We start from the raw sequence: 21,792 nt of genomic DNA, 5'->3' as shown, positions 1-21,792 counted from the left end.
CAGGCAATTTCGTCGGTCTGGCCGATATGCTCCCTCGGCGGATTCCAACTACTCAGCCACGTCACGGCGCGCCTTGCGCAACTTCTGTTGCCCCTGCTGCCCGCGGCGAACCATGCCGACCACGATACGGGGCCCCGACGACGACGAAACCGGCCGTGTTTATGGGTGAGAGTAGCTTTGCTGAGGGGCGAAAAACTCCCCGTGTGTGAAAGCGTCGTGACATCCTCGCGTCGAGTTCCCCCTAACTTTTTCGGGGGCGCTCTCAAGGCCGGCAGCTGCGGTGCAGGGTGGAGGAGGTGACGCAACGGACTTCCGATCGTGGGCACGCCGCACGTCTGCTCTCGATTCGGCCCGTGCAGGCACGAGTGCGGATGGTATGGCCAGTACCGCGCTAACGCGGACCGGAACCGGCGAAGTCAGAAGCGAACGATCGTCATTGGGACGATCCGCGACCTGCCGGGAGCTCAGCCGCCCACACGCTCTGACCACAACCAGCAGTAAGGACTGACCATGACAATTCGCCGAATTGCGCAATACGGTCTGCTGGCCCAAAGCGGCATGACCATCGCAACGGCCGCGTGGCCGGCTCCGGTCCGAGCGGCGTCTTGACGGCGACCGACAGCACCGACACAACGACCCCGGCGTCCTCGGCGTCGAGCAGCCTTTCCCCGACCCCGCTCACCACGCTTCCGCCGCCGTCGGGGCTGTCAGCGCCGCCAGCCCCGTCCGCGCCCCCGGCCCGACCGCTTCCCTAGCCGCGGCTGTACCAATCCGCTTCGGCGCGGGGCGCGGCAATCCTCGTGCGAGATCGAAGCGTTGAATCCCGCTCCAGCAGTGCCGATCCCGAGACGAACGCGGCCGGGCCAGGCCAGACCTCAGCAAGGCTGGCAGCACACCCCGTTAGCCACGGGCCCCGCCGGTGATCACCGAGCGGGCCGGCGTTGACCACGTGCCGGCGCTGGCGCGCAACCGGGGATCACCCCGCAGCGCAGACCCGCCGAGGCAGATTACATAGTTCTCCGATATGGATCGGCGCCAATCCGGGCCGGTTTGGCAACCGACAAAGTACCCTGCAAGAAGGAGTGCCTTCCTGCTCGGATTCCTCAAGATGGCGGAACGTTGAATTCCCTTATAGGACAGGCGCTTCGGTGCATCGGCGGGAAGTGTCGCCCGATCAGCGGGGACGACTGGAGTTAGGAGAACGTGATGTCGTTCGTGGTCACCCGGCCGGAGAGTTTGGCGGCGGCCGCCGGGAAGCTACAGCAGATCGGTTCGGCGGTCAGCGCGCACGGTGCGGCCGCGCTTGCCCCCACGACCGGTGTGACTCCCGCGGCCGCCGATGAGGTCTCGGCGCTGACGGCGGCGCAGTTTGCCGCGCATGCCCAGATGTATCAGGCGATGAGTGCGCAAGCCACGGCGATTCACGAGCTGTTCGTGGCCACTTTGGCGGCCAGCACCGGCTGCTATGAGGCCACCGAGGCCGCCAATGTGATCGCGGCCGGGTAAGGAAGGTGCAGCAATGGACTTCGGGGCATTGCCACCGGAGATAAATTCGGGCCGAATGTACGCGGGCCCAGGGTCGGAATCGATGCTGGCCGCCGCGACCGCCTGGGATGGGCTGGCCGCCGTGTTGGATTCGGCGGCCGTCTCATACGGGACGGTGGTCGCGGGGCTGGCCGTCGAGTCGTGGCTGGGTCCCGCGTCGGCGTCGATGGCGGCCGCGGCCGCGCCCTATGCGGCATGGCTGAGGTCAGCGGCGGTGCAGGCGGAGCAGGCGGCCAATCAGGCCAGGAAGGCCGCGACCGCGTTTGAGACGGCGTTTGCGATGACGGTGCCACCGCCGCTGATCGCGGCCAACCGTAGCCGGGTGCTGGCGCTGGCCGCCGCGAACACTCTGGGGCAATACACCCCGGCGATCGAGGCCGCCCACGCCGAATACGCCGAGATGCGGGCGCAGGACGCCACCGCCATGTACGGCTACGCGGGGGCATCCGCGGCCGCGTCGCTGCTGACCCCGTTCACCCCACCGTCGCAGATCTCCGATCCTGCGGGGCCGGCGGCCCAAGCCGCGGCGGTCGCGGCAGCTACCGGCACGAGCGCTGAAACGAGCGCGCAGGCGACCCTGGGGCAGTTAACGTCCATTGCCCCCAGAGCCCTGCAATCCCTCGCCTCGCCCGCATCCGCTGCTTCGCTCCCGTCGGAAGTTTCAGACCTGGGCAGCGCCGCCAGCATAGTAATCCCCACCCCCATCGGGGATTTGGACATCTTGGCCGCCTACATCGCGGTCGCCGCGACCGCCAATCTGAGCCTGGCGGTGGTGAACACCACCAGGCCGTGGTACTTCTTCGGGCATGGTGCTGGTAGCCAGGCGGTGGAACCGAGTCAGGGTGCCGCCGTGGGCGCCGGAGGCGGTGTGTTTGCGGCAGACCTGAGCACCGGCGGGGGCGCCGCCGCGTCGGCGGGCATCGGCCGGGCGTCACTGGTCGGGGCCCTGTCGGTGCCACACAGCTGGACCATGGCCGCCCCCGAGATCAGGCTGGCCGTCGCGGCCCTGCCCAGCGCCAGCCCCGGCACCGTCCCGTCGGACCTGGGAGGAGCGCCGGCGGGCTTGCTGAGCGGCATGGCCCTGGCGAGTTTGGCCGGACGCGGCATCGGCAGTGCGGGCAGCGGCGCCAGCGGTGCTACCCCAGAAAACGAAGACCAACCCAAACGCAAGCCCACCGTGGTGGTGATACAGCAACCGCCGCCCACCGACGGACCGACGACCAACCGGCAACAGTGAATCGGGCCCGCCGAGCAGGAGTACCGTGCCGCGTATGGACGCTTCGACGGGCGTGTGGATTCTCGGCGGCTACCAGAGCGACTTCGCTCGCAACCTGACGAAGGAGAACCGCGACTTCGCCGCGTTGACCGCCGAGGTCGTCGACGGCACGCTCACCTCCGCCCGGGTGGACGCCGCCGCGATCGGCGTCGTCCACGTCGCGAACGCCTTCGGCGAGATGTTCGCCCAGCAGGGACAGCTGGGGGCGATGCCGGCCACGGTGTGCGCCGACCTGTGGAACACTCCGGCGTCGCGGCACGAGGCCGCGTGCGCGTCGGGCAGCGTGGCCACCCTGGCGGCGATGGCCGACCTGCGGTCGGGCGCCTACGACACCGCGCTCGTCGTCGGCATCGAGCTGGAAAAGACCGTGCCCGGTGACACCGCCGCCCAGCATCTGGGCGCGGCCGCCTGGACCGGGCATGAGGGGGCCGGGGCGCGTTACCTGTGGCCGTCGATGTTCGCGCGCGTCGCCGACGAATACGACCGGCGCTACGGTTTGGACGACACGCACCTGCGGGCGATCGCCCAGCTCAACTTCGCCAACGCGCGCCGCAACCCCAACGCCCAGACCCGCGGCTGGACGATCCCCGACCCGATCACCGCCGCCGACGCCACCAACCCGATCACCGAAGGCCGGCTGCGACGGTTCGACTGCAGCCAGATGACCGACGGTGGAGCGGGATTGGTCCTGGTCAGCGATCGCTATCTGCGCGATCACCCCGATGCGCGCCCGATCGGTCGCATCGACGGTTGGGGACATCGCACCGTCGGGTTGGGTCTGCAGCAGAAGCTGGACCGCGCCGCCGAGGACCCCTACCTGCTGCCCCATCTGCGCGCCGCGGTCCTGGACGCGCTGCGCCGCGCGCGGGTAAACCTCGACGACCTCGACGGCGTCGAGGTGCACGACTGCTTCACCCCCAGCGAGTACCTGGCCATCGACCACATCGGACTGACCGGTCCGGGCGAATCGTGGAAGGCCATCGAAAACGGTGAGATCGAGATCGGCGGGCGGCTGCCCATCAATCCCAGCGGAGGACTGATCGGCGGCGGACACCCGGTCGGTGCCTCCGGGGTGCGGATGGTGCTGGACGCGGCCAAGCAGGTCAGCGGGACGGCCGGCGGCTATCAGGTCGCGGGGGCGAAAACGTTCGCCACGCTGAATTTCGGCGGCAGCACCGCCACCACGGTCAGTTTCGTTGTCGGCACTACCCGAGGTTCCTGACATGGACGTGAAGATCGTCGCCAAGTACCTGTCGACCCTGCCCGAAGACGACGATCATCCCTACCGCACCGGTCCGTGGCGACCGCAGACGACGGAGTGGGACGCCGACGACCTGACCGCCGTGGACGGCGAGATCCCCGGCGACCTCGACGGCATCTACCTGCGCAACACCGAGAACCCGCTGCACCCGGCGTTTCAGACCTACCACCCGTTCGACGGCGACGGCATGCTGCACGTGGTTGGCTTCCGCGACGGCACGGCCTGCTACCGCAACCGCTTCATCCAAACCGAGGGCTTCCTGGCGGAGAACGAGGCGGGCGGGCCGCTGTGGCCGGGGCTGGCCGAGCCGGTGCAATTTGCCAAGCGCGAGAACGGCTGGGGCGCTCGGACTCTGATGAAGGACGCGTCGAGCACCGACGTCATCGTCCACCGGGGCATCGCGCTCACCAGCTTCTATCAGTGTGGCGATCTGTACCGGGTCGATCCGTATTCCGCGAACACACTCGGCAAAGAGACCTGGAACGGGCGGTTTCCGTCCGACTGGGGCGTGTCCGCACATCCCAAGGTGGACAACACGACTGGCGAGCTGCTGTTCTTCAGCTACAGCAAGCAAGAACCGTACATGCGCTACGGCATCGTCGATCAAAGCAACGAGCTGGCACACTACGTCGACGTTCCACTCCCCGGACCTCGACTGCCGCATGACATGGCGTTCACCGAAAACTACGTCATACTCAATGATTTTCCGTTGTTCTGGGACCCCAGGCTGCTCGAGCGCAACATCCACCTGCCGCGCTTCTATCCCGACATTCCCTCTCGGTTCGCGGTCGTGCCCCGCCGGGGCCACGACGTTCGCTGGTTCGAAGCCGATCCGACGTTCGTGCTGCACTTCACCAACGCCTACGAGGAAGGCGACGAGATCGTGCTTGACGGCTTCTTCGAAGGCGATCCGCAACCGCTTGACGCCGGTGGAACCAAGTGGGAGAAGCTGTTTCGCTTCCTGGCGCTGGACCGGTTGCAGACCCGGCTGCACCGCTGGCGGCTCAACCTGGTCACCGGTGCCGTGTCCGAAGAGCGACTGTCGGAGTCCATCACCGAGTTCGGGACCATCAACGCCGATTACGCGGCCAGACGCTACCGCTACACCTACGCCGCAACCGGCAGACCGGGCTGGTTCCTGTTCGACGGACTGGTGAAACACGATCTACTCACCGGCGACCACGAGCACTACCGGTTCGGGGATGGCGTCTATGGCAGCGAGACCGCGATGGCGCCTCGGGTGGGCGGCACCGCCGAGGACGACGGCTACCTGGTCACCCTCACCACCGACATGGCTGCCGACGCCTCGTACTGCCTGGTCTTCGATGCGGCCCGGGTCGGCGACGGCCCAGTGTGCAAACTTGCTCTGCCGGAACGCATCTCCAGCGGCACACATTCGACGTGGGTGCCCGGTGCGCAGTTGCGCCGCTGGCAAACCGCGGAGTCGCCGGCCAGCGCGATCGGGCTGTGACCGTGTACCCGGGCTCGGCGCGCCGGACTACGCACTGGCCCCCGCATTTGGCGCCGATCGGTGCCATCCGCTTCGCTCGCCGGTCATCGAACTTCGCTGAAACGGTGCGGTTTTACCGTGAGCTGGTGGGGCTGCCGCTGTACGAGACGTTCGAGGGCAGCTATGGCAGCAACGGTGTGATATTCGGCCTGCCCAGCTGGAACCTGACGCTGGAAATCGTGGAAGCGGTCGACGACGTCGCGGTGGACCAGCATGAGCAACTGTGCCTGTACTTTCCGGACAAACAGGTCCAGCAAGCGGCGATGGCGCGTCTTGACGAAGCGGCCATCGAACGGGTAGCGCAACACCCGTACTGGGAAGCGACCGGCGCCGTCACCTATCGCGACCCCGATGGCCGCGAAGTCGTGTTCGCGCCGTTCGTGTACGGCGTCAACGAGCCCGGCGACAGCTCCGCGTCGGGACAACACGAGTTCCCGTCGGACTGAGGGCTTCAGCGTTTGGACGGATGGCCGAACGCGGCCGCGACCACCGCCCAGATCGAGCACGCCACCGCAAGCACCGCGCTGGCCGCACCGAGGTAGAGCCCGTATTCGGCCGACACCGGCGGGTTGACGTTGCGCTTGTAGTACAACACCGTGAGCGCCACGATCAGCAGCGAAATGAGCAGCGCCGCAACCGAGGCCATCCGCGCCGACAGGCCCCGGGCCACCATCGCCCCAGCGACCAGCAGCGCCGAGGCCAGCAGGGCGATGAGCTGGCCCGCGCCGAACCCCCGCGGAAGTTCCAGGCTGCCGTGGCTGCCCCCGATCGCGTTGGCCCAGCCCCCGCCGTTGACCGTCGTCGCCAGCCACGGCAGCCACGCGCTGACCGAGACCGTCGCGGCGAACAACGCCACCAGCCAACCGGGGCGCAGGCGGCGGGTCATGGTTGCGACAGTAGCCGACTCGGGCCCGCGCGACCGAGCGTCAGGCCCGGATGACACGCAGCTAGCCCATCAGCTAGCCCGGGCTAGCTGTGGGCTAGCTGGGGCTAGCTGGACAGCGATGACAGGTTGAAGACGACTCCCGTCGGGTCGGTCGCCGCGGCTAGGCGCCCGTACGGGGTGTCCTCGGCGGGCCGCAGCACACCGCCACCGTTGTCGGTGATCAGCCGCAGCGTCTGGTCGACATCTCGGGCGCCAAAGAAGATGCACCAGTGCGACGGGACATCGTCGGGCAGGATGTCGTGGCCGTCCATCACACCGAGCAACTGCTGATCGCCGAACGACCCGGTGCTGTAACGGAATTCGTCTGTATCAGAGATCTGCGCCAGCTGCCACCCAAGGACCTGGGGATAGAAGTCTATGGCAGCGCGGTAGTCACGTGTCGTCAGCTGATGCCAGACGGGCACGCCGGCCTCGCCGATCACCTCGAAGCCGCGGTGCTGCAGCGGCTGCCACAAACCGAACGGTGCGCCCGACGGATCGACCGCCAGGGCCATGAAGCCCTTGGCGGGTACCTCCATGGGAGCCAAGCAGACCGTCCCGCCCGCGGCGGTCAACGTGGCCACGGTCGCGTCGACGTCGGCGGTGTGGAAGTAGGTGGTCCAGCAGTCCGGCGACTGCCACTCCGGATTGTTGGCCATCAGACCGGCGACGGGGCGGCCATCCTTGGCGGCGTTGACGTATCCGCCGTAGTCGGGTCCCGCCGACTCGAACGTCCAGCCGAATATCGTGCCGTAGAAATCGTGGGCGCGGTCGACGTCCGACGTGGTCAGGTCGATCCAGCAGGGGGCGCCCAGTGGCGCACCGGTACGGGTTGGCACCATGACCTCCTTGTGGGTATCGGCCCCGGATCGGGGTTCACCGATACCGACCGCTCACGCGCCGGGAACTCATCGGTGCCGGGCCGGCGCGAACACCCTGACGAAATTCTGCAGCGATTCGCGGATGTCAGTCCGCAGTGCGGCGGCGACGATCATGCCGAGGGGCCCGAACAGCGCTGGCCCGCCCAGGTGTACGTCGAAGCTGACGACCGAGCCGTCACCTTTTGGTGCGACCTTGGCGATTAGCTTGACCTTGACACCGCCGACGCCGTCGCCGTCGAGCGTCATGCCTTCCGGCGGCCGGTACCGCACGATGGTCCACCTGATCCGGTTGGGCATGCCCTTGACCTCGACGTACGATTCGACGACCGTGCCCTTTTCCAAGACGTCGGGCAACTTGCTGCGCCACACCTTGTGGATCGTCAGCCATTCCCGGTAGCGGGTCAGATCGGAGGCATGCGTCCAGGCTTGCTCCGGCGGCAGCGGTACGTCGATGGATCCGGACAGCTTCGCCATCTGCTCAGTCCCGCTGGTCGCCGGCGGCGACGACCTTCGTGGCCTGCTCCGGCACGGTGCTGCCGCAACAGCTGCCCTGGGCGTCGACGCACCCACCCGCCAGGGTGATCACCGTCTCGACCTTGTCGACGATGCGTGACCGCGGGTCTCTTGCCTTGTCCAGAATTCCCATGTTCAACCCTTCCCCGGGGGATCCTCAGCATCTGTCGGGAACCCTACTTGTCGCGGGCTCCCCGGCCGGACCGAGCCCTTACGGCACGCTGGCGCCATCGGGGTCCTCACTGGCGCCGCATCCGGGACATGAAACTACGTCGTTAACGCCACACCTGCGGTTTGACGCCGAGTATCCCGGCCCGGATCCACCACATGGCCTCGATGGCCGCGGCACCCACCAGGCCGATCCCCAGCGCGATCGACGTCGTCGCCAGATTCGACACGTCGAGCAGGAACTTCTCCCGCGCCAGCGGGAGGCTGAAGATCACCACGTAAGCCAGCCCCGAGGCGACCACCAGCGCCACCCGCCACCATTGGTAGGGGCGCGCCACCACCACCAGCACCCAGAGCGCGGTCACCAACAAGGAGATCAGCGCCGCGGTGGACGCTTGGTCCTGCTGCTGCCACGAGGCGTGCCGGCCCTGATACGCCGCCAGGTACGACACAAAAGTCGCGACGCCGACGACCAGTCCGGACGGCAGCGCATACGTCATGACTCGTCGGACGAAACCCGGATAGGCTCGCTCGTTGTTGGGGGCCAACGACAAAATGAACGCTGGGATTCCGATGGTGAACCAGGCCGCGATGGTGACGTGGATCGGCTGGAACGGAAACAGCAAGGGGTCCCGCCCCATCGGTGTGGCGATCAGGCACTCGACACCCACCAGCACCGCCAGCAGCACCGAGTACACCGTCTTGGTCAGAAACAGGTTGGCGACCCGCTCGATGTTGCCGATCACCCGGCGACCCTCGCCGACCACATGCGGCAACGTGGCAAACCTGTTGTCCAGCAGCACGATCTGTGCAACCGCGCGCGACGCCGGGCTGCCCGAGCCCATCGCCACACCGATGTCGGCATCCTTGAGAGCCAGCACGTCGTTCACCCCGTCGCCGGTCATCGCCACCGTGTGCCCATGCGACTGCAGGGCATGGACCATCGCGCGTTTCTGATCGGGCCGCACCCTGCCAAAGACGGTGTACGAATCCAGCGTGTCGGCCAGTTCGGCCGGCTCCGCCGGCAGTCGACGCGCATCTACCGCCTCGCCGCGCAGGCCGAGGGTGCCGGCCACCGCACCGACCGACACCGCATTGTCGCCGGAGATCACCTTGACCGACACATTCTGGGCGGCAAAGAAATCCAGTGTGTCACGGGCATCGGGTCGCACCTTCTGCTCCAGCACGACCAGCGCGATCGGGGTGACCTTGCCCGGCGCGTCGGGATGGTCCACGGCCACATCACCGGCACCCAACAACAGCACCCGCAATCCGTGTGCCCCGATCCGCTCGGCCCGTTCGGCGGCCGCCGATGCCGGATCGAGCAGCACGTCGGGCGCACCGATCGCCCAGTTACCGTGGTCACGATAGGACACGCCGCTCCACTTGGTTGCCGACTTGAACGGCGCCGTCGCGGTGGGAATCCAGCCCGGGGGGGAGGGATAGGCCTCCGCGATCGCTTGCATGCTGGCATTCGGGCGTGCGTCGGCGCCGGCCAGCGCGGCCAGCACGTCCCCAATGGTCTCCGGTCGATCCGTGGCGTCGAGTTCTTCGACGCCGGCGACCCGCAGGCCGCTCTCGGTCAACGTGCCGGTCTTGTCGGCACAGACCACGTCCACCCGGGCCAGTCCCTCGATGGCGGGCAACTCCTGCACCAGGCATCGTCGTTGCCCCAGCCGCACGACGCCGACCGCGAACGCGATCGAGGTCATCAATACCAAACCCTCGGGGACCATCGGCACCAGCGCACCCACCATTCGCAGCAGGGACTCCTGCCACCCGGCGTGCGTGGTGAACAGCTGGGTGTAAATCGTCAGCAAGCCGGCCGGTATCAGCAGGTAGGTGATGAACTGCAGAATCCGGTTAATGCCGTTGCGCAGCTCGGATTTGACCAGAGTGAACTTGCTGGCCTCGGCGGCCAGCTTGGCCGCGTACGCCTCGCGGCCCACTTTGCTGGCGCGGTACGCGCCGGTCCCGGCGACGACGAAGCTTCCCGACATCACCGCATCGCCGGCTTTTTTGGCGATCGGATCTGCCTCACCGGTCAGCAGGGACTCGTCGACCTCGAGGTTCTCCTGCTCGAGGACTTCGCCGTCGACGACAACCTGATCTCCGGGGCCAAGCTCGATGATGTCGTCGAGCACCACCTCGTGAGGAGGCAGCGTGCGAGTTCCGGATTGCCTGCGCACCAAGGGTTTTGCCTGCCCCACGATCGCCAACTTGTCCAGCGTCTGCTTGGCCCGGATCTCTTGGACCATGCCGATGACACTGTTGGCGATGATGAGCAAGCCAAACAGTCCGTTGATCAGCGAACCGGTCGACAAGACGATGAGCAGCAGTACGCCCAGGATCGCGTTGATCCGGGTGAACACGTTGGCCCGGACGATCTGCGCGATGCTGCGGGTGACTCGTTCCGGAACGTCGTTGCTTTTGCCGTCGGCCACCCGTTGTGCCACTTCGGCATCGGTCAAGCCGGTGGCCGCCATCATCGGGTGAACGTTCCCAGCTTGTCGGCGTCGAAGTATTCCAGGTTGAGCGTGTTGCCGGCGAAGGTTGCCGTGGAAATCGTACCGGGTGGGGCGTTTTCGGTGGACAACGTGAAGGTGAAGGTGTCGCCGTCCCAGTGCGTCAAATCGAACAATTGGTTCTTGGGCCCCAGCGACAGTTGCAGCCGGCCGTCGTGTTCGGTCACCGTGGCCGGACCCCAATAGTCGTTCGCATAGACGCCGACGTAGTCGCCGAGCGGTCTGGCCGGCAGGGGGCTGACCGGCGGCGGCTTACCGACCAGCGAGCCCTGCGCGTCGTTCAATGGGGCCAACTGCTGGCGGTACAGGCTGGCCCAGTCCTCGCGCACTTGGCCGTATTGCAGCAGATCCAGGAATTGCGCAGTCAGCGTCTCCGGCGCACCGTACGGCGCGGCATTGGTCAACGCGATGATGCCGATGTCTTCGGAGGGCAAGACCGCGAAGTTGGTCGCGGCCCCCATCGCGAAACCGCCGGAATGGCCGTACTGGGTGCGGCCGGCCGCGTTCACCGAGACGTTGAACCCGTAACCATAGAAGCCGGCGCGTGCCTTCGGCGACCGTGCGGCCGCGGAGATGACCTGCGGGGTAATCGCCGGCAGCAGCGCCTCCGGCGAGGCGATCCGCTGGCCGTGGTAAACCCCATTGGCCAGCACCATGGTCAGCCAGCGTGCCATGTCGTTGATCGACGAGCTCACTCCGCCCGCGGGCGTCTGGGCGTCGGGGTCACGTTGGAAGCGCGCCACCCATTTGTCGCCGACCCTGATGTGGTTGACCGCATGGTTGGGCCTGGCCAGGAAATCAGCGAATCGTGAACTCGTGGAGGCCATACCCAGCGGGCGGTAGAGCACCTCGTCGGACAAGTCCTCCCAAGACTTGCCGGCCGCCGCCGCCACCGCGCTGGCGGCGGCGGTCACCCCAAAGTTGGTGTAGGCGTAGCTGATTCGAAACGGTGCCAGCGGCAGCAGCCTCAGCCGCCGCAGCACCTGCTGACGGTCATAGCCGAGATCCTCCAGCGCGTCGCCGGCGTGGTCGGGCAGCCCGGAGCGATGAGCGTACAGATCGCCGATGGTCACATGGCCGGTGACGTAGGTGTCGTTGAGCGCGAACCACGGCAGCTTCGACGCCACGGGTGTGTCCCAGGTGACGACGTTGGCGCTGACCTCATGCGCCACCACGGTGGCACCGACCGATTTCGACACCGATGCCAGCTGGAAGACGGTGTCGGCGTCCACCCGGTTGTCCGGACCGTCACCCCTGCTGACGTCCCTGATACCGAAGCCTTTGGCGTACACCGTGTTTCCGCCGCGGACAATGGCCACCGCCATGCCCGGTATGCCGGTATCTTTCATCAGCTCGTTGACCAGGCCGTCAACCTTTGACATGGCATAGTCGATGCGGGCGGCGGGAATCTGTAGGCTCGACACCTCGTTGGGCGGGGTTTGGGACACAGGCGACGTCGGGCTGGATGCCGGCTGCCTGGGCCCACATCCGACCAGCGCCAGCAGCATCACCACGACTGCGGCCGTCGCCGCGGGTTTGGTCATGGCCGCCAACTCTATCCGGCGACGATGCGCGCCGCGGCGGGCCGTGCGGTGCAAGCGACCCGGGGACACCGGCGATCAGAGCCGCCGCCACCACGGGTCGAACGGCAACGGCCCAGCCGGATCAATTCGTTGGCCGGGTACCGGCACCGCCACCTCGACCTGCACCGGGTCCGCGGCTTTGAGCAGCCGCTCGACCGGCTCCGCCCACGGATGCGGTGCCAGCCGGAACGTGCCCCAATGGATCGGCACCAACAGCCCCGAGCCTGAATCGGTGACCTCCAAATGCGCCCGGACGGCCTCTTCGGGGTTCATGTGGATGTCTGGCCACGCGGTGTTGTAGGCGCCGATGGGCATCAGGGTCAGGTCGAACGGCCCGTGGTCGGCGCCGATCTGGGCAAAGCTCTTGGTGTAGCCGGTGTCGCCGCCGAAGTACGCCCGATGTTCCGGCCCGACGAATGCCCACGACGCCCACAGCGTGTTGTTGCGACGCAAGAAGCGGCCCGAGAAATGGCGCGCCGGCATGCAGATCACGGTGAGCTGGTCGACCTGAGCGCGCTGATTCCAGTCCAGTTCGACGATGCGCACCTCGGGTACGCCCCACGCCCGCAGGTGAGCGCCCACCCCGAGCGGCACGAAGAAGGGCGCCCGCTGTGTGCGCGCCAACGCGATGACGGTGTCCATGTCGAGATGGTCGTAGTGGTCGTGGCTGATCACGACCGCGTCGACGGCGGGCAAGCCTTCCAGCTGCACCGGCGGCGGATGCAGCCGCTGCGGGCCGACCACATCCGAGGGCGAGCACCGGTCGCTCCAGACCGGATCGGTGAGCACGCGGTAACCATCGATTTCCAGCAACGCCGTCGAGTGGCCGAACCAGCAAACCGCGAGCCGACCGGCATCGCCTCGGTAGATCTGCGGCGTGGCCACCGGAATCGGTGCCACAGGCCGGCGTTTGTTGCGGGCGCCCACCAATTCCCAAGTGATAAGACGCAATTGCTCGCGGTCCATGACGTACAACGAGGCGGGGTCAACGTTGACGAAGACCCCGTCGCGGTAGTTCGGCGATCCAACCGACGCCAGCCGGATCGAGGCGGGATCCGCGCCGAGGGCGGCCGGGGCTCCGTGCAGCGCCCGCACCAGCCAGCCGCCGGCCGCCAACGAGGCGGCGCCGGCCGCCAAGCGGAGCGCTCGGGGCAGCATGACCCGCTACTGCCCCCGGAACCTCGGTGGTCGCTTTTCCATCCGGGCGACCTGTGCCTCGATGACATCCTGGCTGGACCAGGCCTTGTCGAAGAGCTCCTTGTGGATCGCCAAGGCTTCCTCGATGGCGCCATCGTCGTTGAGCACCCGCTTGGCGTGCTGAATCGCCAGTGGCGCCAGCCCGGCGATCTCGGCGGCCCAGGCCTGCGCGTCGGCCAGCGTCCCGATCCGGTTGGCCATCCCGGTGTGCAGCGCCATGTCGGCCGTCAGCTTCTCCGCGGTCAGCAGCATCGCGCGGGCCCGCCCGTGACCAACCAGCGAGGACAGCCGGCGGATGCTCCAGTTATCCAGCGCCAGACCGTATTTCGACGTCGGAAACTGAAAGAACGCGTCCGGCGCAACGACCCGCAAGTCGCATTGCATGGCCAGCTGCAGGCCGGCCCCGATGGCCGGCCCGTTGATGGCGCCGATGATCGGCATCGGAGCCGCATCCAGCACCCGGTGCAGTTCGATGAGCCGGTCGGGATAGCCGGCGGCGAACGCGTCTCCGGACAGGTCAGCGCCGGCGCAGAACGCCGTGCCCTGGCCGGTCAACACGATCGCGCGGGTCGACCCGTCACCGGCTTTGAGCACGGCTTCCCGCAGCTCCTCGACGAGCTGGGAATTCAGGGCGTTGCGGCGCTCGGGGCGCTGCAGCTCAATGGTCATCACGGCTTCGGCCCGGGTGATACCGATCATGGGGGCCAGGATATATAGCCTCGTCGCGTGAGTCGCATCACGACCAACCAGCTACGAGACGCGGTGCTGGACGACGGGTCCTTCATCAGCTGGGACGACGAACCGCTGGTCATCCCGGCAACCGAGTCCTATGCGCGGGAGCTGGCCGCGGCCCGGACCGCCACCGGCCTGGACGAATCGGTGCTGACCGGCGAGGGCCGCGTGTTCGGGCGCCGGGTGGCGGTGGTGGTCTGCGAATTCGGCTTCCTGGGCGGCTCGATCGGGGTCGCGGCCGCCGAACGAATCACCGCCGCGGTGCAGCGCGCGACCGCCGAACGGCTGCCGCTGCTGGCATCGGCGAGTTCTGGTGGCACCCGCATGCAGGAGGGCACCGTCGCGTTTCTGCAGATGGTCAAGATCGCCGCCGCCGTGCAACTCCACAAACGGGCACACCTGCCGTACCTGGTCTACCTACGCCATCCCACCACCGGCGGGGTTTTCGCGTCGTGGGGCTCGCTGGGCCATGTCACCCTCGCCGAGCCCGGCGCCCTGATCGGGTTTCTTGGCCCCCGGGTCTATGAGCTGCTCTACGGCGAACCCTTCCCGCCGGGCGTCCAGACCGCGGAGAACCTGCAGCGCCACGGGGTGATCGACGGCGTCGTCGCGCTGGCGGGGCTGAGGGCGACGCTGGATCGGGCGTTGACGGTGATCGCCGACGATCCGGAGCCGTTGCCGCCAGCCCCGCCACCCGATCCGGTGCCCGATGTGCCGGCATGGGACTCGGTGCTGGCGTCGCGCCGGTCGGATCGGCCCGACGTCGCGCATCTGCTGCGGCACGGCGCCACCGACCTGGTGCTGCTGTCCGGAACCGGCCTCGGCGAGGCGGCGGCCACGCTGTTGGCGCTGGCCCGCTTTGGCGGCCAACCCGCGGTGGTCCTCGGCCAACAGCGGGTCGTCGGCAGGACGGTGGGGCCCGCGTCGCTGCGGGCGGCCCGCCGCGGCATGGCCCTGGCCGCCGAGTTACGCCTGCCGCTGGTGCTGGTCATCGACACCGCCGGCCCCGCGTTGTCGGCCGAGGCCGAACAGGGCGGGCTGGCCGGCCAGATCGCCCAATGCCTGGCCGAGCTGGTCACGCTGGATACCCCGACGGTGTCGGTGCTGTTGGGCCAGGGCAGCGGTGGGCCCGCGCTGGCGATGGTGCCCGCCGACCGGGTGCTGGCCGCACTGCACGGGTGGCTGGCGCCGCTGCCGCCGGAGGGAGCCAGCGCCATCGTGTACCGAGACACCACGCACGCCGCGGAACTCGCTGCGGCGCAAGGGATCCGATCGGCCGACCTGCTGGCGTCCGGGATCATCGATGCCATCGTGGCGGAGTGTCCGGACGCCGCCGACGAACCGGTCGAGTTCTCCCGACGGCTCTCCAGCGTCATAGCCGCCGAGCTGCATGCGTTGCGCGGTGTTCCCGACGCCGCGCGCATGGCCGCCCGGTTGCGCCGCTACCGCAGCATCGGGCTGCCGCGCGGCACTTAGGGCCTGTTGGTGGGCTCTCGCGTAGGTTCTCACCCGCCTCACGCGTTCCGGCACGGCACGGACATGCGATGCGCCCACCCGAATGAGTAATCCCTAACCCCGTGTCGAGCGTGCACCGGCCTGCGTCGAGCGTGCACTGGTGGCGGCGACACGCCGGGCGATGCCGCCATGGTCGCACGTTCGGCGGGCGACGATCGACGATCACGTGGCCCAGCTGGGCGAAACACAGGACACGCGATTCCCGCCGCGCGACGCTTGCTCACCCGCGCCGGCGTGGCCGTGACCGATGTTGCCGATGCTGCCATCAGGCGCACCCGCCCCCCGTCAGACCGTTCCCGGCACCGATCATGACCGATAATGGCCGACAAAGCGGCCACGATCGGTGCAGGCCCGCCTCAGCTTAGTGGGTCAGCACGACGTTGAGCAGTCGCGTGAGCCAGGCGCGAGCCGCGCTCTGGTCGTGATCAAGCAGCAGTTGGATGCTGACCCCGTCATAGACGGCGATGACGGCGCGGGCGGTTTCGGCGGCGGTGTCGATCGACTGGTACCGCTCGATCCCGGAGGCGGTGAGCCGCTCTTCGATGACGGCTCGCAGTTGTGCGCGGTGCAGCTCCCACCGTTGGGCCAGCTCGGGGTTGCGGGCGGCATACATCACGAAGTCCATCTTGATGAGCAGCCAGTCGCGCTCGAGCAACAGCGTTTCCACGATCCGCTGGATGACCCCGGACAGGTCGTTGACCGGGTCAGTTCCCTCCATGGCGCTGCGGAGCTGCTCGGCGGTGCGCAGGGCCCACTGGTCGTAGAGGATGAAGAACAGCTCCTCGAGGCTCTCGAACTGAGAGTAGAACGCCCCGCGGGTGTAACCGGCGGCCACACACACGTCCTCGATGCGCACGTGCCCGAATCCCTTGTCGGCGAACACCTTAAACGCTGCGTCGATCAGCCGTGCACGGGTTTCGGCGCGGCGCTTGGTCACCCGCACCGGCTTGGCCGACGTGGTGGCTGCCGCTGTCATCTTCGGTAACCCTTCCCCAACTTATGACCGCAGTTGATACATTACTGCATCGGATACGTAGGTTTGGACACCAGTATAGGAAGGCCGTCGCATGGACGCCGATGTCATCGTGGTGGGTGGAGGTTTGGCCGGTCTGGTCGCCACCCACGAGCTGACCCGCCGCGGTAAGAAGGTCGCGGTGATCGATCAGGAGAACGAGGCCAACCTGGGCGGCCAGGCCTTCTGGTCGTTCGGCGGGATCTTTCTCGTGGACAGCGTCGAGCAGCGTCGTATGGGGATCAAAGACTCGTTCGAATTGGCCTGGAACGACTGGTCGGGAAGTGCGGCATTCGACCGGCTCGACGATGAAGACTTCTGGGCCGCGAAGTGGGCGCGCGCCTATGTGGAGTTCGCCGCCGGGGAGAAACGCGCCTACCTGACCGAACGGGGCATCCGGTTTTTGCCCACGGTGGGCTGGGGTGAGCGCGGCGATTTGCGCGCCGACGGACACGGCAATTCGGTCCCGCGTTTCCATGTCTCCTGGGGCACCGGCACCGGGGTGGTGGAGCCGTTCGCGGACTCGGCCCGGGAGAGCGCGACCCGCCAGCAGGTGACGTTCTATCACCGCCACCGCGTCGACGAACTGGTCTTTACCGACGGCGCGGCCACCGGGGTCAAAGGCGCGGTGCTGGCCCCCGACGACGCGGTGCGCGGCGCACCGTCCAACCGGGATGAGGTCGGCGAGTTCGAGCTTTCGGCGCAGGCGGTGATCATCGCCACCGGGGGCATTGGCGGCAACCACGACATGGTGCGACGCTACTGGCCGCAGCGACTGGGCAAGCCGCCGGCCTCGATGATCACCGGCGTGCCCGCCTACGTGGACGGCCGGATGCTCGACATCGCCGCGGGCAGCGGAGTGCGGCTGGTCAATCGCGACCGCATGTGGCACTACACCGAGGGCGTGATCAATTGGGATCCGATCTGGCCCAACCACGCCATCCGGATCATTCCCGGCCCGTCGTCCATGTGGTTCGACGCGCTGGGCCGCCGGCTGCCGGCGCCGTACCTGCCCGGCTACGACACCTTGGGCACCCTGCGCTATCTGCGCACCACCCCCGACATCGCGCAATACAGCCACTCCTGGTTCATCCTGACCCAAAAAATCATCGAGAAGGAATTCGCCCTGTCCGGCTCGGAGCAAAACCCCGACATCACGTCCAAGAACCTGCTGGCCCTGGTGCAGGAACGATTCTTGAACAGAAACGCCCCCGCTCCCGTCGAGGCATTCAAGGCTCGCGGCGTCGACTTCGTGGTTGCCGACACCATCGAAGAACTCGTCGGGCTGATGAACGGCCTGACCGACGAACCCCTGCTGGACCCGGCAAAGATTCGCGCGCAGATCTACGCCCGGGATCTGCAGGTGGACAACCCGTTCTGCAAGGACGTGCAGGTGCAGGGCATCCGCAACGCGCGGGCATCGCTCAGCGACCGGCTCGGCCGGGTGGCCGCCCCGCACCGCATCCTCGACCCCGCCGCCGGACCACTGATCGGCGTGCGGCTGCACATCCTGACCCGGAAAACGTTGGGCGGCATCCAGACCGACCTTGACTCCCGCGCCCTGGGCGCCGACGGCCAACCCATTCCCGGCCTGTATGCCGCCGGCGAGGTCGCCGGGTTCGGCGGCGGCGGCGTGCACGGCTACAACGCGCTGGAAGGCACCTTCCTGGGTGGCTGCATCTTCTCCGGACGCGCCGCCGGCCGCGCCGCGGCCGACGCCCTCTAATCGCCGCCCGCGGTCGTGACACCGTCTTAGCTGGCAGGCGTCAGCAGCTGCCAATCGTCGCCCAGACCGTGCGTCTTGACGGCCTGACCCTCGGCTTCCAAATGTACGGTCGCACCGCCCAGCCGCAGATTGGTCAACGCGATCCGGCCCCACTCCGTCGGTAAGTGCGGCGACACCGACAGCGTGCGATGCGGCACATTCGGGTCAAGTCCCAGAAACGACCGCAGCAGCAACAGCGGCGCGGCGCTGGCCCACGCCTGTGGTGAGCACGACGTTGGGTAAGGCACCGGCGAAGCGAACTGAGAACGGGGGAATCCACAGAACAGCTCGGGTAGGCGCCCGCCGAAACTCGTTGCCGCATCAAGAAGTCCGGTCGCAAGACGTTCGGCCAACCGCACGGCGCCGGGCAGGTGGCGGTAGCGCAGCAGGCCGGCTACCGCGATCGCGGTGTCATGTGGCCACACCGAGCCGTTGTGGTAGCTCATCGGGTTGTATGCGCCCATGGTGGTGGCCAGCGTGCGCAACCCGAATCCGGAGTCCATCTCGGCACCGGCGAGCCGCTCCACGATGGCCGCAGCGTGTTCATCGGTGGCGATGCCCGTCCACAAGCAGTGGCCGACGTTGCTGGTCAACGCGTCGACCGGGCGCTTGCGTCCATCCAGCGCGATCGCATACCAGCCATCCTGCGGCAGCCAGAATGCGTCGAGGAACTTGGTCCGCAACGCGTGCGCACGCTCACGCAACCGCGCCGCGGTGCGTTCGTCCCCGAGCGCCTCGGCGAGTTCGGCCCGCGACAGCAGGGCCGCGTACAGGTAACCCTGCACCTCGCACAGCGCGATCGGCGGGTCGGCGAGCCGACCTGCGGCGTCGTTGACCCCGTTGAAGCTGTCCTTCCAGCCCTGGTTGACCAGTCCGCGGTCGGTGGCGCGCTGGTATTCGACCAAGCCATCGCCATCGCGGTCGCCGTACCGTACCGCCCAGGTCAGCGCCGCGTCGGCGGCAGGCAGTAACGACCGGACCGCCGCCTCGTCGGCGCCCCACCGCCAACTTTCAGCCAGCAGCATCACGAACAGCGGCGTGGCGTCGATCGAGCCGTAGTAGATGCTGCCGCCCAGCACATCGACGCTGGCCGGACCGCGGCGGATTTCGTGCATGATCCGCCCCGGCTGTTCCTCGGTGACCGGGTCGACCCGCCGTCCCTGCACATCCGCGAGCTGGCGCAGCGTCCCGACCGCCAGACCCACGTCCAGGGGCAGGGCCATCCACGCGGTCAGCAAGCTGTCGCGGCCGAACAGCGTCATGAACCAGGGCGCCCCGGCGGCGACAAACGGCCGGCTATGACCGTCGTCGTCGTGAATCAGCAACGCCCCCAGATCACTTTCGGTTTGCCGCAGCACCCGGGCCAGCACGCCATGGTCGGTTTCGACCGTGGTCGCGGTGTCGCGCCAGGCCTCGATCTTGAGGGCCGGAGCGCTGAACTCGACGTTCTCGCCGCGGGGAAAGCGGGTTCGGATCTTGTGATTCGCCCACGTCGGCTGCACCATGATCTCGGTTTGCCAGCGTTCGCCGGGCGGAACCAGCACCCGCCAGTTCAGCGAGCCGGGCACCACGACCGGATCGCCGGTCGCGGCCACCGTCAGGCCGCGTACCGAGTCTGTTCGCCCGCGCAGCACCAGCTCGCCATCGGCCACCGTCATGTCGGCGCCCGCCAGCGGCGCCCGCCCCTCCTTGACCGCGAACAGGTCGGCGAAATCGGCGTCGACGTGCAGTTCGAGGGAGACCACCGTGCTCTCCTTGTCCAGGTTGTGCAACGAAATGGTCTCCCGCAGCCCGTCGGCGACCAGCCGCTCCCGGACCACCAGCAGTGTGCTCTCCACCAGCCCCGAGCGCGGCGCGCGGCGCAGAATGAACTGGGCAGCGAACGCCTCCGCCGACTCGACGGACAGCGACTCCGCGACCTGGCCGTCCACCCGAAGCTCCCATCGCGACAACACCCGCGCATCCCGGAAAAACAGCCCGTGCGGGGTGCCGACCGCGATGTCGCCGTGACGGTTGGACAGGCAGAACGTGGCACCCTCGACCAGGGTCACGGTGTCGCTGCCCGCACCGATGCGGGCCGGCGCGCCGCTGTTGAACGCGGTCGGAACGGTCACGCGCTGGCCTTCTGCCCGAGGTCAGCGGCGCGGGCGCCCTGCTCGAGACTATTGACGACACCTCTGGTCGATACCCACCGGCCACCGGACGGTTGGTGCAGGACCTTGCGGTAGATCTGCTCGTACGCCGAACCGAACTGCGCCACCTCGAAATTCGTGGCAACATGGCGCCGGCAGGCATGCGGATCCAGTGTCCGCGCCCGCTCGATGGCGGCGGGCAGCTCGTCCACCCGATCGCACACCAGGCCAGACACGCCGTGCACGATCACCTCGGGGACGGCACCACCGCGCAATGCGACCACCGGTGTACCGCAGGCCATCGCTTCGATCATGACGATTCCGAACGGCTCCTCCCATTGAACGGGGAACAGCAGACAACGCGCGCCGGCCAACAGTTTGCGCTTGCTGACGGCATCGGCCTCACCAAACACGTGGTCGTTTGCGGTGAGCAGCGGTCGCACGCGGTCCTCGAAATACGCCTTCTCCGCGGGCTCGTTGCATTTTCCGGCCAGGACCAACGGGATCCCCGCCCGATGGGCGGCCTGGAGGGCCAGATGAGCGCCCTTATACGGCGCGAACCGGCCCAGAAACAGGGCATACTCATGCTTTTCCGTCTGCAACGGCCAGTCGTCGAGCCGCAACGCGTTGTGGACGCGCCCAATCCAATTCAGGTCGGGGGCCAGCTCCTGCTGGCGGTCGCTGATGGCGACCAGACCGACACCGTCGCTAAGTTCCCGGTAATACGGATACAAGTCGTCATCGATCGGGCCGTGCACGGTCACCACCGTCGGCACCCCCAGCGCACGGTAGGCCGGCGCGTTCATCGGGCCGGCAAAGGTGTGGTCATGGACCACGTCGACGCCGTCGACCGCGGCGATCCGGACGATGGCGCTGCGTACCTTCAGCGCGTGCATGATTTCCGGATAGGGCTCGCCCAGCCGATGGGGTATCGCACGATCCCACAGCGGGATGAATCGGGCCGCGGTTGCGGATTCGCCCGCGCCCAAGACGGTGACCTGGTGGCCGCGGTCGACCAGCGTGTCGGCGAGGTCGGCGACCACGGCCTCCACCCCGCCATAGCCATTGGGTGGTATGTCAAAGTACGGCGGGGCGACCAGCACGATCCGGATGGAACGGCCGTGGTCCGGATCGGTTGGTAAGACGAAATCAGCACCGCGCATTGACGTTTCCCTCCTTGTCCATCCATCACACGCGTTAGCAGTCTCATCCAACGAGTGCTAATTATTGTCGTTTGGCCAGCACTCGCCAA

At 67.6% G+C, this 21,792-nt stretch carries 18 protein-coding genes; 7 read left to right on the top strand and 11 right to left on the bottom strand.

Going from position 1 to position 21,792, the window contains the following annotated elements; genetic code table 11:
* Positions 1–1,206: 1,206 nt before the first annotated feature.
* Genes G6N20_RS00415 through G6N20_RS00395 form a run of 5 tightly spaced genes read left to right on the top strand, consistent with a single transcriptional unit; the run spans position 1,207 to position 6,038 of the window.
* On the top strand, positions 1,207–1,506 hold the full coding sequence (locus G6N20_RS00415) for a PE family protein (RefSeq protein WP_083050235.1): 300 nt from the start codon (positions 1,207–1,209) through the stop codon (positions 1,504–1,506).
* A gap of 13 nt (positions 1,507–1,519) precedes the next feature.
* Positions 1,520–2,782, top strand: a complete 1,263-nt coding sequence (locus tag G6N20_RS00410) for a PPE family protein (protein ID WP_083050233.1) — start codon at positions 1,520–1,522, stop codon at positions 2,780–2,782.
* A 34-nt stretch (positions 2,783–2,816) separates the two neighbouring features.
* Positions 2,817–4,043: an acetyl-CoA acetyltransferase gene (locus G6N20_RS00405; protein WP_083050231.1), complete on the top strand. Its 1,227-nt coding sequence runs from the start codon at positions 2,817–2,819 to the stop codon at positions 4,041–4,043.
* A 1-nt stretch (position 4,044) separates the two neighbouring features.
* Complete coding sequence (locus tag G6N20_RS00400) at positions 4,045–5,553, top strand: carotenoid oxygenase family protein (protein WP_083050228.1); 1,509 nt, start codon at positions 4,045–4,047, stop codon at positions 5,551–5,553.
* Between the two features lie 2 nt (positions 5,554–5,555).
* Entirely contained in the window at positions 5,556–6,038 is a 483-nt protein-coding gene (locus G6N20_RS00395; RefSeq protein WP_083050253.1) for a VOC family protein, read from the top strand.
* A 5-nt stretch (positions 6,039–6,043) separates the two neighbouring features.
* Here G6N20_RS00395 and G6N20_RS00390 read toward each other — a convergent pair whose 3' ends face one another.
* From G6N20_RS00390 to G6N20_RS00355, 8 genes are all read right to left on the bottom strand, one after another.
* A complete protein-coding gene (locus tag G6N20_RS00390; RefSeq protein WP_083050225.1) occupies positions 6,044–6,478 on the bottom strand; it encodes a hypothetical protein in 435 nt (144 codons plus the stop codon).
* Positions 6,479–6,582: 104 nt separating this feature from the next.
* Positions 6,583–7,356 carry a VOC family protein gene (locus G6N20_RS00385; protein WP_083050250.1) on the bottom strand — a complete coding sequence of 258 codons (774 nt, stop codon included), beginning with the start codon at positions 7,354–7,356 and terminating at the stop codon, positions 6,583–6,585.
* A gap of 69 nt (positions 7,357–7,425) precedes the next feature.
* Positions 7,426–7,872, bottom strand: coding sequence for a type II toxin-antitoxin system Rv0910 family toxin (locus tag G6N20_RS00380; RefSeq protein WP_083050223.1), 447 nt, complete (start codon positions 7,870–7,872; stop codon positions 7,426–7,428).
* A 4-nt stretch (positions 7,873–7,876) separates the two neighbouring features.
* A complete protein-coding gene (locus G6N20_RS00375; RefSeq protein ID WP_142272123.1) occupies positions 7,877–8,044 on the bottom strand; it encodes an antitoxin in 168 nt (55 codons plus the stop codon).
* A 142-nt stretch (positions 8,045–8,186) separates the two neighbouring features.
* A complete protein-coding gene (locus G6N20_RS00370) occupies positions 8,187–10,565 on the bottom strand; it encodes a cation-translocating P-type ATPase (RefSeq protein WP_372516279.1) in 2,379 nt (792 codons plus the stop codon).
* A complete protein-coding gene (locus G6N20_RS00365) occupies positions 10,565–12,148 on the bottom strand; it encodes a serine hydrolase (protein ID WP_083050218.1) in 1,584 nt (527 codons plus the stop codon). The genes G6N20_RS00370 and G6N20_RS00365 overlap by 1 nt, the downstream gene beginning before the upstream one ends.
* A 75-nt stretch (positions 12,149–12,223) precedes the next feature.
* Positions 12,224–13,345 carry an MBL fold metallo-hydrolase gene (locus tag G6N20_RS00360; protein WP_083050216.1) on the bottom strand — a complete coding sequence of 374 codons (1,122 nt, stop codon included), beginning with the start codon at positions 13,343–13,345 and terminating at the stop codon, positions 12,224–12,226.
* A gap of 6 nt (positions 13,346–13,351) precedes the next feature.
* Positions 13,352–14,083, bottom strand: a complete 732-nt coding sequence (locus G6N20_RS00355) for an enoyl-CoA hydratase (protein WP_083050214.1) — start codon at positions 14,081–14,083, stop codon at positions 13,352–13,354.
* Positions 14,084–14,110: 27 nt separating this feature from the next.
* Here G6N20_RS00355 and G6N20_RS00350 point away from each other — a divergent pair, with 27 nt between their 5' ends.
* Positions 14,111–15,592, top strand: coding sequence for a carboxyl transferase domain-containing protein (locus G6N20_RS00350; protein WP_083050211.1), 1,482 nt, complete (start codon positions 14,111–14,113; stop codon positions 15,590–15,592).
* Positions 15,593–15,992: 400 nt separating this feature from the next.
* Here G6N20_RS00350 and G6N20_RS00345 read toward each other — a convergent pair whose 3' ends face one another.
* Positions 15,993–16,607 carry a TetR/AcrR family transcriptional regulator gene (locus tag G6N20_RS00345; RefSeq protein WP_083050209.1) on the bottom strand — a complete coding sequence of 205 codons (615 nt, stop codon included), beginning with the start codon at positions 16,605–16,607 and terminating at the stop codon, positions 15,993–15,995.
* A 91-nt stretch (positions 16,608–16,698) separates the two neighbouring features.
* Between G6N20_RS00345 and G6N20_RS00340 the strand changes: the two genes are divergently transcribed.
* Positions 16,699–18,369: an FAD-binding dehydrogenase gene (locus G6N20_RS00340; protein ID WP_083050206.1), complete on the top strand. Its 1,671-nt coding sequence runs from the start codon at positions 16,699–16,701 to the stop codon at positions 18,367–18,369.
* A gap of 26 nt (positions 18,370–18,395) precedes the next feature.
* On the opposite strand, the gene G6N20_RS00335 is transcribed toward G6N20_RS00340, so the two are convergent.
* Together G6N20_RS00335 and G6N20_RS00330 are read right to left on the bottom strand one after the other, a co-directional pair.
* Positions 18,396–20,522, bottom strand: a complete 2,127-nt coding sequence (locus tag G6N20_RS00335; protein WP_083050203.1) for an amylo-alpha-1,6-glucosidase — start codon at positions 20,520–20,522, stop codon at positions 18,396–18,398.
* Positions 20,519–21,703 carry a glycosyltransferase family 4 protein gene (locus G6N20_RS00330; protein WP_083050201.1) on the bottom strand — a complete coding sequence of 395 codons (1,185 nt, stop codon included), beginning with the start codon at positions 21,701–21,703 and terminating at the stop codon, positions 20,519–20,521. Before G6N20_RS00330 ends, G6N20_RS00335 begins: the two co-directional genes overlap by 4 nt.
* Between the last annotated feature and the right edge of the window lie 89 nt (positions 21,704–21,792).

This window comes from Mycobacterium shinjukuense, assembly GCF_010730055.1.
Lineage (GTDB): Bacteria > Actinomycetota > Actinomycetes > Mycobacteriales > Mycobacteriaceae > Mycobacterium > Mycobacterium shinjukuense.
Note: the sequence above shows the minus strand (reverse complement) of the source record. Positions and strands in the feature narration are given on the sequence as shown.

Excerpts from the sequence above, each read along its gene's own strand:
- G6N20_RS00415 (WP_083050235.1), top strand. The coding sequence starts at position 1,207 with ATGTCGTTCGTGGTCACCCGGCCGGAGAGTTTGGCGGCGGCCGCCGGG.
- G6N20_RS00410 (WP_083050233.1), top strand. The coding sequence starts at position 1,520 with ATGGACTTCGGGGCATTGCCACCGGAGATAAATTCGGGCCGAATGTAC.
- G6N20_RS00405 (WP_083050231.1), top strand. The coding sequence starts at position 2,817 with ATGGACGCTTCGACGGGCGTGTGGATTCTCGGCGGCTACCAGAGCGAC.
- G6N20_RS00400 (WP_083050228.1), top strand. The coding sequence starts at position 4,045 with ATGGACGTGAAGATCGTCGCCAAGTACCTGTCGACCCTGCCCGAAGAC.
- G6N20_RS00390 (WP_083050225.1), bottom strand. The coding sequence starts at position 6,478 with ATGACCCGCCGCCTGCGCCCCGGTTGGCTGGTGGCGTTGTTCGCCGCG.
- G6N20_RS00380 (WP_083050223.1), bottom strand. The coding sequence starts at position 7,872 with ATGGCGAAGCTGTCCGGATCCATCGACGTACCGCTGCCGCCGGAGCAA.
- G6N20_RS00375 (WP_142272123.1), bottom strand. The coding sequence starts at position 8,044 with ATGGGAATTCTGGACAAGGCAAGAGACCCGCGGTCACGCATCGTCGAC.
- G6N20_RS00370 (WP_372516279.1), bottom strand. The coding sequence starts at position 10,565 with ATGGCGGCCACCGGCTTGACCGATGCCGAAGTGGCACAACGGGTGGCC.
- G6N20_RS00365 (WP_083050218.1), bottom strand. The coding sequence starts at position 12,148 with ATGACCAAACCCGCGGCGACGGCCGCAGTCGTGGTGATGCTGCTGGCG.
- G6N20_RS00360 (WP_083050216.1), bottom strand. The coding sequence starts at position 13,345 with ATGCTGCCCCGAGCGCTCCGCTTGGCGGCCGGCGCCGCCTCGTTGGCG.
- G6N20_RS00355 (WP_083050214.1), bottom strand. The coding sequence starts at position 14,083 with ATGATCGGTATCACCCGGGCCGAAGCCGTGATGACCATTGAGCTGCAG.
- G6N20_RS00345 (WP_083050209.1), bottom strand. The coding sequence starts at position 16,607 with ATGACAGCGGCAGCCACCACGTCGGCCAAGCCGGTGCGGGTGACCAAG.
- G6N20_RS00340 (WP_083050206.1), top strand. The coding sequence starts at position 16,699 with ATGGACGCCGATGTCATCGTGGTGGGTGGAGGTTTGGCCGGTCTGGTC.
- G6N20_RS00330 (WP_083050201.1), bottom strand. The coding sequence starts at position 21,703 with ATGCGCGGTGCTGATTTCGTCTTACCAACCGATCCGGACCACGGCCGT.